Below are 15405 nucleotides of genomic sequence, written 5' to 3' on the forward strand. Positions count from 1 at the left end.
GGTATCTCTGCCTAATTTTTATTGAGAAATATCTCATCATCGATTAAGCATCGGCTCCTACTGTACCTGGCTTCAGGCTGCGAGAATAATCCGGCCATACTATTTCCGGGGAAAAAGAAAGACACACCCGGTAATATTTTATCTAATCTCAGAGAGAGGTTGAACTGGATAAAACGATCTTTTGGGCATTGAGTAAGACATCAGAAAACTTCCGGCAAATTATTCTGATGGGGTACGCAATCGCCAGTCTGATGATTGTTGAAGCACTGAAACCCAACGGCATAAGTCAACTCACCTTTGCGCTGACAAAAGTTTGGTTCAGGGATGTCTGTAGTCAGCAATTTATCCAGACCTGCCGCAACAGAAATGGAATGGAAAAGGATGCACAGTGCAAAACGCCGGGACCGCTATCGCCGTATACGAAACGCTAACTGTAGCTGGCAATTTCCCCACTGTACCTCACAGGTATTTGACCGGATCGAGTATCTGGCGCAAAAACTCGAATGCACCTTACCAGACGGCACTATATCTCAGGCGATAATTACGACAGACTACTATCTGGCCTATGCGCTGAGTCGACATTTATTCTCAGGTACTCGCACGGCGATCTTCCAGAGCGTTGAATCGACCTTGCTCAGCATGCAAGAGCCGGTAATTAGCCAGTTAGTGATTGACATTGAAAGCTTAACAACCCCTTATTTCGATATACTTGAAAGCCTGCGCCAGCTAATTAAGAAGCATAATGACATCCAAATCTTCATAATGCTTTCCAGTCGCGATGAAGACCTCACTACATTTATTACACTGTCCGGTCCATTTTATATCTTGCCACGCAATTTGCGCCTCCCCGAGATGCGTCATGCCTTATTATCTCCGGTTCTTAGTTATATTCATTCCAGACGCATAAATCAGCTCGACTGGGAGCTGATTACCTTACTATTACAGGGTAACTCCTTAAAAAAGATTGCATTGTTACAGACACAACCCTATCACCGTATCATTTATCGCCTGAATCAGTTGATTACGCGCCTTGGATTACCCAGCAGGCAGCGCTTTTTGCATCTGATACACCGCCTCAACGTTACCTCTACCCATTTAATTTAACACCATAACTCATTGTGCTATAAGATTTTTTAGGAAATTACTTATTTTCAAATAAGAAAACAGATCTAATTTTTACAAATATTTAATATTTACAACTATTCCTGGTATTATGCCTGGAGCCACTACCACACTTAACCTTACTGATCCTGTGCATTTCAATAGAAAATAGTCCCATTGCAGTCTTAACAAAACCTAAACAATTGGTTTATTGTGTCGTTTTTACTGTTTAAAAAAAATTTTCAATCTGCCATAATTCGAACCGCAGATAAATAATACCAATAGTCATTAACACATCTGGATCTTTCAGAATATCCTAACTGACATTAACAACCGGGATGTTGTAAGTCTTTTCCGAATGAGCAGAGCAGGTATAATCCCCACAGTTTCCTGATTAATTGTTAGTTTTCCCGGTGTGAAATGGATTTTCCACAAATTCATTGTTCTGCAGAAGAACAACCGAATAAACAAGGATGAAATAATATTTATTCGGCTCTCCCTCAGAACAATTCTTGGCTATTTGACAATATTATAACGCCTGATGTTTTATCAAATTCGCAAGATACGCAAACAGTTTGAGGCATACAACAATGAAACCAGCATCCGTTATCATTATGGACGAACACCCTATTGTCAGAATGTCGATAGAAGTACTACTCGAGAAAAACAGTAATATTCAGGTAGTGTTGAAAACCGATGACAGCCGTACGGCAATAGAACACCTGCGCACGTACCCGGTCGATCTTGTCATCCTGGATATTGAACTGCCTGGTTCTGATGGGTTTACATTACTCAAAAGAATAAAATCATTGCAGGAGAAAACTCGGGTACTGTTTCTGTCCTCAAAATCCGAGTCGTTTTATGCCGGGCGTGCTATCCGGGCCGGTGCAAATGGGTTTGTCAGTAAACGAAAGGATCTCAATGATATCTACAATGCGGTAAAAATGATTTTATCGGGATATTCCTTTTTCCCTTCGGATACCCTTAATTTCATTAACAATATAAATGCACAAAAAGGCGTCTTACATGACATGCCGCTCTCTAACCGTGAAGTTACCGTTTTGCGTTATCTGGCAAACGGGCTATCCAATAAGGAAATTGCTGAGCAGTTGTTACTCAGCAATAAAACGATTAGCGCTCACAAGGCTAATATCTACTCCAAGCTCGGGTTGCACACCATCGTTGAGCTGATCGATTACGCAAAAATGCATGAATTAATGTAATAACACTCCCGGCGAGATTTCGTTCGGGAGTGTTTTGTTAGCGCATTGATTAGTTATAGTTAATCATGAACGTGGCATCAGCCTTGGCAATGCCAGGCTGAACCCCAGCAGCTAACGCGATATAGTTTGCGAAAAAGGTCAGCGTGGCGTTGCCGTTCTCATCAATCCCCACGGTCTGGCTGGCCTGCTCGAGCGGCAATCGCGTACGGTCGCTGTCGTGCAGTTCGATCGCCACCTTTTGCGCCATCACCGCGTCATCAAGCGCCAGCAACGTCGTGCCCGGGGCCGGAGTTCCGGTAAACGTTATCGAAGCGGAACCCGGCGGGCAGCCTTCTAGCTTCAGCGTAAACGCGACTGGTTGAGTGGTATCTCCGCTGGTCTGAAGCTGCTTTGTCGCCCAGGAGCCTAGCTCCACAGACTTATTGCTGTCGCCGGCAATTACCGCGCACGTAAAGTCCACCACGTTACCGCGCAGTTCAATATTGATTTCCCCCAGCGACGAAGCGGCATGGCAAAACGAGCTGAATGTCAGCAGGCACACCATTGCCAGAAGTGTCCCTGCGGCTGGCGTTTGTTTGTTAGTCATAATCCACTCGCAGATAGCCACGGGCTGTAAAAGGTCCTTCGGTAGGCTTATTGCCCGTTACGCTGACCGGCCATGTTCGGATCCCCACGCTCGCCGCGGCGTTATCATCCAGTTGAAACGGGATAGTGCTGGACAGATTATTGGGCGTTAGCGGTTTACCGCTGCTGTCGGCGACAATAAAACCTAAATCCGGGTTGTCAGATACCATCATTTGCCCGGTGGCTTTCTCGGCCTCTACACGCATGGTTAAGTAGGCCTGTGCAGCGACGTTGGTACATTTTATCGCCACCGTTTTGGTCTGCGGATTGATGCCTTCAGGCCGGTTTCCCGCCCCTGCCTTGCTAAACAGCGATGCGCCAATATCACCAAAATCAAACTCAACAATCTGCCCGGCGTTTACTTCGCAGTTTTGTGGAACCTCCACCTTGCCGCTGTAGCTGATGGTATAAACCGGCACGCTTAGCGCATCTCCGGTACTGGTCGTGACATAGACGCTAAACATCGTCTGCCGCGGAATCGGCACCATGTTAATAAACGGGCGGATCACTTTGAGCTTAAACACCAGCTTTGAATCCATCACGCCAAAAGGCTGCTGCTTAGGTACGTTTGGGTGAGTCCCCATGCGAATGTAATTACGCGGGGGATAAAATAACCCGGCATAGTCATCAGTTATGCTCATGGCCCCCAGCAGGTAGTCATTGAGCTTCAGATACTGAAAACCGCCTTCGGTACTTTGCACCGGAAGTTCAGTGGCATAGCTTCGATAGGTGTAATTTACCGTTGTCCCGGCCGGACAGGTGGCCTTCACGCCAACCCAGCCAGATTTTTCCGGTAACGTCACCACCTGTCCCGGCTGGTTGTTACTACTGTTGAAGACATTCGACAGATCGTAAAAAACATCCGTTGACGTGCCATTCGAGTTTTGGCAGACCGTCGCCCAGGACGAATGGGTCATCAGCAGTAAAGCGCTTCCCAGTAACAAACCCGTTTGTCGTTTCATCGTATTATTCCTGTCGTGCTGACGGAGATTCGCACGTCACGTTCGTGAGCGTTACCGCTTGTTTCAGGCTCTCCTCTGGCAAGGCATAGCGCGCCACGCAGCGTGCGTTCGCGCCTTCCCCCCATTGGATCAACAACTCGCCTTTTAGCGGCAAGCCGCTCAGGTAGATTTGCCCGTCTTCACCCACCATGCTGGTCACGCCGCTGGTGTTTTCACGCACGACGGAGCCAAACGGCACTGGTTTACCGGCATGTTTGGCGGTAATCAGCGCCCGCACACCGATTCGTGTATCAAACGCCGCCCGCACCAGCGCCCCTTTCGTTGGCACTACGCTACTGACGTTATTCTCCACATCGGTATTGTTGTTCATGGAATTGGTGTCTAACGCGACGCGGTTATAGCGATAGACGGTGGCATATGGCATCACCGCGTATCCGCGCCAGTCGGTTTGAACGCCGGTCTGGTTCTCTATCCGTACACCCTGCGCGCCCGGCGCTTTAATCAGCACGTTGGTATCGCCCAGAGGCTGACTGAGCGTAATGCCGTCCGCATGCCCCACCACGCCGCCGGAGAGCTGCCAGTTGTAGTCATGCTGGTCACGGTCGTAGTTGTAACCCACGCCCAGCGTGCCATAGGCCGCCTGCCAGTTGGCGCTGGCGTTTCCGCTATAGCCATTGGTGCTGCTGTGCCCCTGATTCACGCTGTAGCTCAGATTGCGCCCATCCAGCAACGTACCGCCGATCCCGCTCTGCCAACTGTTCTGTCCGTTGCTATTACGGTTGGCATTAAAGGTGGCGTAGGTGCGATCGAGGGCGTTATCACGCGAGTAACGCCGTCCGCTCAGCAGGCTGAACGGTACTGACATATTGAACGCCAGAATACGGTCGGTGTCGGAGATGCCAACCGATTCATTCCACGACCAGGAGAGTGAATAGCTAATCCCCTGCCAGCCGCTGGCATAGCCCAGTTGATACCAGGTATTGGTGTCTGAAGTATTCCAGTACGTCTGCTGACTACCCGAGATATACAGCGATCCGTAATCCCCCAGATTCTGCGAAATGTTAATCTGGAAACGGCCCTTTTTGCTGTAGCTCAGGTTGTGGTAACTCGTCACATTGGGCACGTCGTGGCGATTGCCCTCACTGTCGTATTCGTACTCATAGCCTTCCATACTGCGATACGCCACATCGTCGAGGGTATAGAAGCCACGCGTTGAGTAGCGATACCCCAACAGCTGGAAGTTAGTGCCAAAATTGTTCAGCGATTTCGCATACAAGAAACGTAGCGACTGCCCCTGGTGCGTACTGTCATCCGCCAGTTGGCTGCGCGCATGGGTGAGATCGACAGAAACCGCCCCCCAGTCCCCCAGGTTTCGACCGGTGCCTAAAACCACCGCAGTGTAACGTGAGGCCAACTGCGTACCACCGTATGCGGTATAGCCCTCTGGTAACCCGGCAATTAATGTTCCCTGAAAAAAGAACGGTGAAGATTGCTGGCTATTGCCGCTGCGAAAATCCCCGGCGACAACGTCATATTTGAAACGCCCTTCTCGCTGTAATAAGGGAACGGTGGAGTACGGCACCGTATAGCGTTGCTGGCTGCCGTCCTTCTCATCCACCGTGACCTCAAGATCACCGCTGGATGACGTTGGGTTGAGATCGGTTATCGAGAAAGCGCCGGGTGAAACATAGCTTTGATAAATCACATAGCCATTCTGACGAATGGTCAGTTTCGCTGCGGTACGCGCAATGCCGCGCACGGTAGGCGCGTAGCCCTGTAAGCTGTCGGGATACATACTGTCTGAGGAATAGAGCCGCGCACCGCGAAACCCGACGCTGTCAAAAACGTCGTTGCCAGTGTTGCTGTCGCCCATCACCAGTTCGCCCTTCAGCGGGATAATTGCGCGCTGAAGCCATGTACCGATGTTTTTCCAGCTTTGTGAGTGGTATCCGTCGCCCTTGGAGTAGCTCCACGCACCGTTGTTTCTCAGCCGCCAGGGGCCATAGTTCAGACCACTGAGCATACTGAGGAAATAACTGTCAGTATCACTGCCGCGGCTGCCGGTAAAGCTGTAGTTAACCAGCGCGGCCGGGATCCCTTCATCCCACTCTTCCGGTGGAATATAGCCGCGCGCACTGTTTAACATTGACGCCTGTGGCAGGCTGACGTTTAAGCGCAGGGTAGAAAAATCAAACGCAATCTCGCTGCCGGGAATCGCCTCAGGTAGATTGATACAGGTATCGTTCGGATCCTTACTGAGTGCCGGAAACGCGGCGATATTGACGCCAAGGCGCTTCACCCAGTCGAGTCCAAAGCACGGCATCAGCCCACCGGACTTCTCCCCGGCTTTTCCCGCACTGGTAGCAAAACGAATATCCTGAGTGGCAACAAACTCATCGTTGCGCCAGATATCCACGCGATAAACGCCTTCAGGCTGGTGATTGCCTTTTTCAAAACGTGATAAATCCGCCACGGTTGCCGTATCCGCAGATAAAAAGGCCGGATTAAAATAGCTTTCCCCATAGCTTAGAGAGGGAAAGAGCGCCGCCAGCGTGGACAACGCCACCCCCGCCAGCGGTGGCGTAACCCCCGGTAACAGGCCAGGAAAATACGTTGTCTTATTCATCGTTATCTCAACGCACACTAACCGTTTTGGCCGGGGTCACAGCGCCATAATCATTGACCGTCTGGAACGTGACGTTGCCCTGAACGCCCGTGGGTAGCAGGACCTGCGCATCGCTTTTCGGCGCAACCATCACGTTATCGACCTTCGTTTTCCCCACATTGAGATTGACCAACGTGACGTAGTACGCTGACGGATTGTTGATTTTCAGGTGGTTGCCGGAGCGGGAAAAGGTCAGCATTCCTGGTGCATCTTCCGGGATTTGCGGCAGATTATTCGGACGAACGAAAAGTTTGATGCGTGACAGAATCGCCAGTTGCAGAACGTTTTTGCCCTCAAGGCTGTTTTTATTGACTGACGGAATGGCTTTGACGTTCATCCAGAACAGCGACTCACGGTCTTTGGGCAGCGGTTCACCGGCATAGATGATACGCAGCGTGTTTTCGCTTTTGGGTTCACTAACAAACAGCGGAGGCGTAACCACAAACGATTTTTCTTTAGCGCCGGCGCTATTCTCAATCCATGAATTAACCAGGTAACGTTCTTTGGTATCGCTATTGCTAATAGACAGGGACGTTTGTTTAGCATCGGCCGGATAAATAACGCGAGTGGCGCCTAATGCAATGCCTCCGGCAGCCTGAACACTGGCAGCAGAAAATAAGGCCAATAAAAGGATAAAACCTGATTTTAGATAATTAAACATAGCTAAAAATACCTTTGATGCGATTATCGTTGGGAAATAAATCAGGGATAAACCAACGTAAACCACACGTCTGAGCGAAGCGTTCCCGGCGTTATATTTTCCGAGACAGCCCGATAGCGGGCAGTGAAATGAAACGTCATCTCTTGCGTTATAATCGGCACATAATGAAGCGGCAGGGCATTCGGTATAATTTGCCGTTGGCGCTCGTCAAATAACGCCAGGCCAATCCCCGAAGCCGCAGACGCATCGCCGCTGGCAAGAAAAACCTGCGGATCTTCCGCTGGCGTCACGCCCGCAAACGCAATCCCAACATGGTCATAAACATCGGAGCTGCACGACGTTAAGCGCAGTGAAAACGGTACGCTGGTAGAGGCGAAGCTTCCCGTCCCAGAGAAAGCATTGGTGCGATACTGCCCCATTTGCACCCGCATATCCTGACTGTCAGTGGCGACCGTACAGGCGCCGTTGACGAGCTGCCCCCGTAAGTGGACGCGGCCACTTTCCAGTATTACCGTATGTGAAAGCACAGGCATTACGCACAGCATTCCCGCCAGCGCCACGCCTTTCCCTATCATCTGCCGCATCCTTCATCATCCCCGGATATTGCCTCATCCATTGAGGCGAACGTCTTCCTTGCGCAAATCAAAACGGCTTATTCGTACTTCATGATGAACGTCGCGTCGGCATTTGCCTGACCCGGCGTTGCGCTTGCGGCAGTGGCTTTGTAACGCGCAGAGAAACGCAGGGTGTTGGTCCCTTCTACCAGCGCCTGAGCGGTAGAGAAGGTTGCGCCATCCGGCTTCAGCGCGGTGGACGTATTGTCCAGAATTTCAATCCCAACACCGCCCGCAGTGGTACCGTTGTCTGCAGAAGAGACGGCCAGCAGGTTGTTATTGGTATTATCGGACTGGCCAGAGAAAGCAACGGCTGCGGTTGCGGCAACGTTCGGGTCACAGTCGTTCAGCACGATAGAGAACGGAATTTGTGCTGTAGTGTCACCCACTGCGGCAAAACTGGCAGTACGATACTGGCCTAACGTCACAACCTGATCGGATGACTGAGTACTGACTGCACAGGCTGCATTGACCAGTTCACCTTCAAAATGCACAGTACCGCCGCTAACGCTTACCGGATCGGCTGCAACCGCTGCACCGGCGACTAACATCAGGCTGGCAATAACAGAAGAGGTCATTAATTTACGTTTCATGGATTTCCCTTGAATTACACACATCCGGCTCCAGCATCCTGCGGGATCCGTTTGAATCATTATCGACATTAAATGTCAGGCTAATTATCTCTGCATCCTGTAAAGATATATATCGCATGAGAATTAGCTAACCTTTTACCCCAATTCTCCTGAGTATTTGATTCACTAATTATTCCTCGCGAATATGACTATTCGTCACAGCGATAAATTAAACATTTCAATTAATGAAAAATACCTGCAAATCCTTTTAATGACCCTGGCTAATTCTTAATGGGACCCAGGAAAAATCTGGGTAGGAATGAGGTAAAATCCCTCATAATTAACCGTAACAGACTGGTTTGTGGCGCATTACCCCTGAAAATACCAGGGTGATGAGTTGTTTCATTCACGTTAATTTTAATTAGCATGCTCATTAATTATCCGTAAGGCTTAAGCCTCTGTCCTGACCCCATTCGCAGATCGTGACGCCTCCTGGCGCACGTAAAAATGCAAACGAAAACTGACAGCACGTCCCGCTTCTGACAAAATAGCGGCATCCCCTTCGATTTAACGTAACAGACGGAATCCTCTCTCTGATGGCAGCAAAGATTATTGACGGTAAAACGATTGCGCAGCAGGTGCGCTCTGAGGTTGCTCAAAAAGTTCAGGCGCGTTTAGCGGCTGGATTACGCGCCCCAGGCCTGGCTGTTGTGCTGGTAGGTAGCAACCCGGCTTCGCAGATTTATGTCGCGAGTAAACGCAAAGCCTGTGACGAGGTGGGGTTTGTCTCCCGCTCCTATGACCTGCCTGAAACCACCAGCGAGGCGGAGCTGCTCGAGCTGATCGATACGCTCAATGCAGATACCACCATCGACGGTATTCTGGTCCAGCTACCGTTACCTGCGGGTATCGACAACGTTAAAGTTCTCGAGCGTATTGCGCCGGATAAAGACGTTGACGGTTTCCACCCGTATAACGTTGGTCGCCTGTGCCAGCGTGCGCCGCGCCTGCGCCCGTGTACTCCGCGCGGTATTGTGACTCTGCTTGAGCGTTACAATATCGACACCTACGGTCTGAATGCGGTCGTTATTGGCGCGTCGAATATTGTTGGCCGCCCGATGAGCATGGAGCTGCTGCTGGCTGGCTGCACCACCACCGTCACCCACCGGTTCACCAAAGATCTGCGTCGCCATGTAGAGCATGCAGACCTGCTGATTGTTGCCGTCGGCAAACCTGGCTTTATTCCCGGCGAGTGGATCAAAGAAGGTGCGATTGTGATTGATGTCGGCATCAACCGTCTGGAGAATGGTAAGGTTGTTGGCGATGTGGTCTTTGAAGATGCTGCCGCACGCGCGTCATACATCACGCCGGTACCCGGCGGCGTAGGCCCAATGACGGTCGCCACACTTATCGAAAACACGCTGCAGGCGTGTGTTGAATATCATGATGTAAAGGACGTTTAAGATGGCCACATTTTCACTGGGTAAACACCCACACGTTGAACTCTGCGATTTACTGAAGCTGGAAGGCTGGAGCGAAAGCGGCGCCCAGGCAAAAATTGCTATTGGCGAAGGGTTAGTGAAGGTCGATGGTGCTGTAGAAACGCGTAAACGCTGCAAAATCGTTGCCGGACAGACCGTCAGCTTTGAAGGCCACAGCATTAACGTCGTGGCGTGATCCCAGGTGCCGGATGAGGTTAACCCCTGTCCGGCCACTTCCTCTCTCGTTTTCAGATAATGACTTCATCACCACTTCACAGTGAACTGTTAGCATGTTGTTTTTCCACACGAAGCGATCATCATGCCAACAATCGTTACCCACGCTGCCGTTCCACTCTGTTTAGGATTAGGTCTCGGGCGTAAAGTCATCCCCCCGCAATTACTGTTTACTGGCTTCATTCTGGCTATGCTGCCGGATGCCGACGTACTGTCGTTTAAGCTTGGCGTCGCCTACGGCAACGTGTTTGGTCACCGCGGTTTTACCCATTCGCTGCTGTTCGCCTTCGTGGTGCCGCTGCTCTGCGTATGGATGGGTCGACGATGGTTTAAGGCAGGCTTAATTCGCTGCTGGCTATTCCTGACGGTTTCACTGCTGTCGCACAGCCTGTTGGATTCGGTCACCACTGGCGGCAAAGGCGTCGGCTGGCTGTGGCCGTGGTCGGATGAACGCTTCTTTGCGCCGTGGCAGGTGATTAAAGTCGCCCCGTTTGCGCTATCGCGCTACGCCACACCATACGGACACCAGGTGATAATTTCGGAGTTGATATGGGTATGGCTACCGGGAGTTATGATGATGGGTGTGCTGTGGTGGTATCGGAAATATTAATTTGCCGGATACGACAAGCGTCTTATCCGACCGACATTCGTACATTGATTGCCGGACAGGGCGCGAGCAGCCATCCGACAATCAATATCATTACTTACGGCGCCAGGTAGTGCCCTGCGGGCCATCTTCCAGCACGATACCCATCTCATTGAGACGGTCACGCGCGGCGTCAGCTGCCGCCCAGTCTTTGGCTTTACGGGCATCCAGACGCTGCTGGATTAACGCTTCAATTTCAGCAACTTCACCGTCATCCGCCTGCGCACCGCTTTGCAGGAATGCTTCGGGCTCCTGTTCCAGCAGGCCCAGCACGCTGGAAAGCTTACGCAGATGCGAAGCCATACCGTTAGCCGCCGCCATATCTTCACCCTTCAGGCGGTTAACCTCACGCGCCATATCAAACAGCACGGAGTAGGCTTCCGGCGTATTGAAGTCATCGTCCATCGCTTCAATGAAGCGTGCTTCAAAGGCTTCGCCACCGGCTGGAGCAACGGACTTATCGGTGCCGCGCAGCGCGGTATACAGACGCTCCAGCGCAGAGCGTGCCTGCTTCAGGTTCTCTTCGCTGTAGTTTAACTGGCTACGGTAATGACCAGACATCAGGAAGTAGCGAATGGTTTCGGCGTCGTAGTATTTCAGCACGTCACGCACGGTAAAGAAGTTGCCCAACGATTTGGACATTTTCTCCCGGTCAACCATCACCATCCCGGAGTGCATCCAGTAATTAACGTATTCACCGTCATGCGCACAGGTGGACTGAGCGATTTCGTTTTCATGGTGCGGGAACATCAGATCCGAACCACCGCCATGAATATCAAAATGGTTGCCCAACTGTTTGCAGTTCATCGCCGAACATTCGATGTGCCAGCCAGGACGACCCGCGCCCCACGGAGACGGCCAGCTCGGCTCGCCTTCTTTGGACATTTTCCACAGCACGAAGTCCATCGGGTTGCGCTTCACATCAACCACATCAACGCGTGCGCCCGCCTGCAGCTGATCCAGATCCTGGCGTGACAGCTGACCATAGTTCGGGTCAGTCGGCACGTCGAACATCACGTCGCCGTTATCAGCGACATATGCGTGACCTTTGGCAATCAGTTGTTCAGTGATTTCAATGATCTCAGCGATATGGTGCGTAGCGCGCGGCTCCAGATCCGGGCGCAGAATATTCAGCGCGTCGAAATCGCTATGCATTTCCGCGATCATTCTGTCGACCAACGCCACAAAGCTCTCACCGTTTTCATTCGCGCGCTTGATGATTTTGTCATCAATATCGGTAATGTTGCGCACATATTTCAGCTTATAGCCGAGGAAGCGCAAATAGCGCGCGACAACGTCGAAAGAAACGAAGGTACGTCCGTGGCCAATATGACAGAGATCGTAAACGGTAATACCACACACGTACATGCCGACTTCCCCGGCATGAATAGGTTTGAATTCCTCTTTTTGGCGCGTCAGTGTATTAAAGATTTTTAACATCGAAGATTCCGTGTAGACGTGTGTGGATAGTAAAGTCTGTATAATACCCATAATTTAGACCGGAAGCAGCACACTTTGCGAGGTGATCGCAGCTTGCGGTTATGCTATAACACACCCCTAACTCTGACCCTCCACGGGGTCGAAGCACCAATCTATCGGAACAGGATGCAAAAATGGTTACTTTCCACACTAATCACGGCGATATCGTAATCAAAACGTTTGATGATAAAGCGCCTGAAACAGTTAAAAACTTCCTGGACTACTGCCGCGAAGGTTTTTACAACAACACCATTTTCCACCGTGTTATTAACGGTTTCATGATCCAGGGCGGCGGTTTCGAACCGGGCATGAAGCAAAAAGCCACGAAAGAAGCGATCAAAAACGAAGCGAACAACGGTCTGAAAAACACCCGTGGTACGCTGGCGATGGCGCGTACTCAGGCTCCGCACTCCGCAACCGCACAGTTCTTCATCAACGTTGCAGACAACGACTTCCTGAACTTCTCCGGCGAAAGCATGCAGGGTTGGGGTTATTGCGTGTTTGCTGAAGTTGTTGAAGGCATGGACGTGGTTGATAAAATCAAAGGCGTTTCCACTGGTCGCAGCGGTATGCACCAGGATGTGCCAAAAGAAGACGTCATCATCGAAAACGTGACCGTCAGCGAGTAATCGTGACGACACTGTTTATTGCAGATCTTCACCTCTGCACAGAAGAACCGGCGATCACCGCCGGTTTTCTGCGTTTTTTAGCCGGTGATGCGCGAAAAGCTGATGCACTGTACATTCTCGGCGACCTGTTTGAAGCCTGGATTGGCGACGACGACCCAACCCCACTGCATCATGAAATAGCCGCGGCGATAAAATCACTGGTTGATTCCGGCGTTCCCTGCTTTTTTATTCACGGCAACCGAGATTTTCTGCTCGGCAAACGTTTTGCCCGTGAAAGCGGCATGAGCTTGCTGCCTGAGAAAAAAGTACTCAACCTGTATGGCCGCAAGGTATTGATCATGCATGGCGACACTTTGTGTACAGACGATGCAGGCTATCAGGCGTTTCGCGCCAAAGTACATCAACCCTGGCTACAAAAGCTGTTCCTCTCCCTACCTCTGTTCGTTCGCCAACGTATCGCCGCGAAAATGCGCGCCAACAGCAAAGCGGCCAACAGCAGCAAGTCACTGGCGATCATGGATGTGAATCCGCAGGCCGTCATCACCGAGATGGAAAAGCATCAGGTCCAGTGGTTAATTCACGGCCACACCCACCGCCCGGCAGTCCACGAGCTTACGGCCAATGAGCAACCCGCTTTCCGCGTGGTATTAGGCGCATGGCACACCGAAGGGTCGATGATCAAAGTCACGCCAGATGACGTTGAACTGATCGCATTTCCATTTTAATTCCGCAGATATCCAGTTCCTCTTTACACAAAACTCGTTGCGATGTAGCCAACTACAAAGGCTGCCTGAAGGGTGAAGTGTAAAGCGCGCAATCGTTTTCCTTGACCGCGAATTATGCTATTCTCTGTGGCCTCAAAAGTCGAGTGTAGTGCATCATAGGAGTTTTCAGACGCATGTCTTCCCGCAATAACCCGGCGCGTGTCGCCATCGTGATGGGGTCCAAAAGCGACTGGGCTACCATGCAGTTCGCCGCCGAAATCTTCGAAATTCTGAACGTGCCACATCATGTTGAAGTCGTCTCCGCCCACCGCACCCCTGACAAGCTGTTTAGCTTCGCCGAAAGCGCAGAAGAGAACGGCTATCAGGTGATCATTGCCGGTGCGGGTGGCGCTGCGCATCTGCCGGGCATGATTGCGGCGAAAACGCTGGTGCCTGTTTTAGGCGTCCCGGTGCAAAGCGCGGCGCTGAGCGGCGTAGATAGCCTTTACTCCATCGTACAGATGCCGCGCGGTATTCCGGTCGGAACGCTGGCTATCGGCAAAGCGGGCGCGGCAAATGCGGCCCTGCTGGCGGCACAAATTCTGGCAACACACGACAAAGCATTACACCAGCGTCTGAACGACTGGCGCAAAGCACAAACCGACGAGGTGCTGGAGAATCCGGACCCGCGAGGTGCGGCATGAAGCAGGTCTGCGTACTCGGTAACGGTCAGCTAGGGCGCATGCTGCGCCAGGCCGGTGAGCCGCTGGGCATTGCGGTCTGGCCCGTCGGGCTGGATGCCGAACCAGCAGCGGTCCCTTTTCAGCAAAGCGTGATCACCGCTGAGATTGAGCGCTGGCCGGAAACGGCGCTCACCCGCGAGCTCGCGCGCCATCCGGCATTTGTCAACCGCGACGTTTTCCCGATTATTGCCGACCGTCTGACGCAAAAGCAGCTTTTTGACAAGCTCGGCCTGGCAACTGCGCCGTGGCAACTGCTGGCGGATAAAAGCGAATGGCCTGCAGTATTCGACAAACTCGGTGAGCTGGCGATCGTGAAACGTCGCGTCGGCGGTTACGACGGTCGTGGGCAGTGGCGTTTGCGCGCAAATGAAACCGAACAACTGCCGGACGACTGCTACGGCGAGTGCATCGTTGAGCAGGGAATCAACTTCTCTGGTGAAGTCTCATTGGTTGGCGCTCGTGCGCACGACGGTAGCACCGTCTTCTATCCGCTGACCCATAACCTGCACCAGGACGGCATTCTGCGCACCAGCGTGGTCTTCCCGCAGGCTAACGGCAAACAGCAGAAACAGGCCGAAGCGATGCTCTCAGCCATCATGCAGGAGCTGGGCTATGTCGGCGTGATGGCGATGGAATGTTTCATCACCCCGGAAGGTCTGCTGATTAACGAACTGGCTCCACGCGTGCACAACAGCGGGCACTGGACGCAAAACGGTGCCAGCATCAGCCAGTTTGAGCTGCACCTGCGCGCCATTACCAACCTGCCGTTACCCACGCCGGTAGTGAACACTCCTTCGGTGATGGTAAATCTGATTGGTAGCGACCTGAACTACGACTGGCTGAAGCTGCCGCTGGTGCATCTGCACTGGTATGACAAAGAGGTGCGTGAAGGGCGTAAGGTGGGACACCTGAACCTGAGCGACAGCGATACCGCGCGTCTTAGTGCGACGCTGGAAGCGCTTATCCCCCTGCTGCCGCCGGAATATGCCAGCGGTATTATCTGGGCGCAGTCAACGCTGAAATAAGCCATTAATGCCGGGGATTTGATTTTATCCTTCCCCGGCCCC

The 15405-nt window shown here is 51.8% G+C and carries 16 protein-coding genes; 9 read left to right on the plus strand and 7 right to left on the minus strand.

What is annotated here, in order from left to right; genetic code table 11:
• Positions 1-381 precede the first annotated feature (381 nt).
• Together fimY and fimZ are read left to right on the plus strand one after the other, a co-directional pair.
• Positions 382-1104, plus strand: coding sequence for a fimbria biosynthesis regulator FimY (gene fimY / locus GFC06_RS21685; RefSeq protein ID WP_047501853.1), 723 nt, complete (start codon positions 382-384; stop codon positions 1102-1104).
• Between the two features lie 587 nt (positions 1105-1691).
• Positions 1692-2324 (plus strand): fimbria biosynthesis transcriptional regulator FimZ, encoded by a 633-nt coding sequence (gene fimZ / locus GFC06_RS21690; protein WP_016152131.1) that lies wholly within the window; start codon positions 1692-1694, stop codon positions 2322-2324.
• 49 nt (positions 2325-2373) lie between these two features.
• Here the strand turns inward: fimZ and sfmF are convergent, their stop codons facing one another.
• The 6 genes from sfmF to fimA form a co-directional block, all read right to left on the minus strand.
• Positions 2374-2910 carry a fimbria assembly protein gene (gene sfmF, locus GFC06_RS21695; protein ID WP_153690650.1) on the minus strand — a complete coding sequence of 179 codons (537 nt, stop codon included), beginning with the start codon at positions 2908-2910 and terminating at the stop codon, positions 2374-2376.
• Positions 2903-3910 (minus strand): type 1 fimbria D-mannose specific adhesin FimH, encoded by a 1008-nt coding sequence (fimH, locus tag GFC06_RS21700; RefSeq protein ID WP_047501858.1) that lies wholly within the window; start codon positions 3908-3910, stop codon positions 2903-2905. The genes sfmF and fimH overlap by 8 nt, the downstream gene beginning before the upstream one ends.
• 4 nt (positions 3911-3914) lie before the next feature.
• Complete coding sequence (locus GFC06_RS21705; RefSeq protein WP_153690651.1) at positions 3915-6536, minus strand: fimbrial biogenesis usher protein; 2622 nt, start codon at positions 6534-6536, stop codon at positions 3915-3917.
• A 7-nt stretch (positions 6537-6543) separates the two neighbouring features.
• The gene (gene fimC / locus GFC06_RS21710; RefSeq protein WP_016152127.1) at positions 6544-7236 is read right to left on the minus strand and encodes a type 1 fimbria chaperone FimC; all 693 of its coding nucleotides are present in this window, start codon (positions 7234-7236) and stop codon (positions 6544-6546) included.
• Between the two features lie 41 nt (positions 7237-7277).
• Entirely contained in the window at positions 7278-7811 is a 534-nt protein-coding gene (fimI, locus tag GFC06_RS21715) for a type 1 fimbrial protein subunit FimI (RefSeq protein WP_019076203.1), read from the minus strand.
• 77 nt (positions 7812-7888) lie between these two features.
• Positions 7889-8443, minus strand: coding sequence for a type 1 fimbrial major subunit FimA (gene fimA, locus GFC06_RS21720; protein WP_032931075.1), 555 nt, complete (start codon positions 8441-8443; stop codon positions 7889-7891).
• Between the two features lie 575 nt (positions 8444-9018).
• Here fimA and folD point away from each other — a divergent pair.
• The 3 genes from folD to GFC06_RS21735 all read left to right on the plus strand — a co-directional run bounded on the left by folD (position 9019) and on the right by GFC06_RS21735 (position 10747).
• Positions 9019-9885: a bifunctional methylenetetrahydrofolate dehydrogenase/methenyltetrahydrofolate cyclohydrolase FolD gene (folD, locus tag GFC06_RS21725; protein ID WP_003021887.1), complete on the plus strand. Its 867-nt coding sequence runs from the start codon at positions 9019-9021 to the stop codon at positions 9883-9885.
• 1 nt (position 9886) lies between these two features.
• The gene (gene ybcJ, locus GFC06_RS21730; RefSeq protein WP_016152124.1) at positions 9887-10099 is read left to right on the plus strand and encodes a ribosome-associated protein YbcJ; all 213 of its coding nucleotides are present in this window, start codon (positions 9887-9889) and stop codon (positions 10097-10099) included.
• A gap of 123 nt (positions 10100-10222) precedes the next feature.
• Positions 10223-10747, plus strand: a complete 525-nt coding sequence (locus tag GFC06_RS21735) for a metal-dependent hydrolase (RefSeq protein ID WP_153690652.1) — start codon at positions 10223-10225, stop codon at positions 10745-10747.
• Between the two features lie 90 nt (positions 10748-10837).
• On the opposite strand, the gene cysS is transcribed toward GFC06_RS21735, so the two are convergent.
• A complete protein-coding gene (cysS, locus tag GFC06_RS21740; protein WP_006685638.1) occupies positions 10838-12223 on the minus strand; it encodes a cysteine--tRNA ligase in 1386 nt (461 codons plus the stop codon).
• 173 nt (positions 12224-12396) lie between these two features.
• Here cysS and ppiB point away from each other — a divergent pair, with 173 nt between their 5' ends.
• From ppiB to purK, 4 genes are all read left to right on the plus strand, one after another.
• Positions 12397-12891: a peptidylprolyl isomerase B gene (gene ppiB, locus GFC06_RS21745; RefSeq protein ID WP_003021875.1), complete on the plus strand. Its 495-nt coding sequence runs from the start codon at positions 12397-12399 to the stop codon at positions 12889-12891.
• 2 nt (positions 12892-12893) lie between these two features.
• Positions 12894-13616, plus strand: coding sequence for a UDP-2,3-diacylglucosamine diphosphatase (gene lpxH, locus GFC06_RS21750; RefSeq protein ID WP_046276062.1), 723 nt, complete (start codon positions 12894-12896; stop codon positions 13614-13616).
• Between the two features lie 173 nt (positions 13617-13789).
• On the plus strand, positions 13790-14299 hold the full coding sequence (purE, locus tag GFC06_RS21755) for a 5-(carboxyamino)imidazole ribonucleotide mutase (protein ID WP_016152120.1): 510 nt from the start codon (positions 13790-13792) through the stop codon (positions 14297-14299).
• Positions 14296-15363 (plus strand): 5-(carboxyamino)imidazole ribonucleotide synthase, encoded by a 1068-nt coding sequence (purK, locus tag GFC06_RS21760; protein WP_137367296.1) that lies wholly within the window; start codon positions 14296-14298, stop codon positions 15361-15363. Before purE ends, purK begins: the two co-directional genes overlap by 4 nt.
• The last annotated feature ends 42 nt before the right edge of the window (positions 15364-15405 follow it).

Source organism: Citrobacter braakii (assembly GCF_009648935.1).
In the GTDB taxonomy this organism is placed as follows: Bacteria; Pseudomonadota; Gammaproteobacteria; order Enterobacterales; family Enterobacteriaceae; genus Citrobacter; species Citrobacter braakii.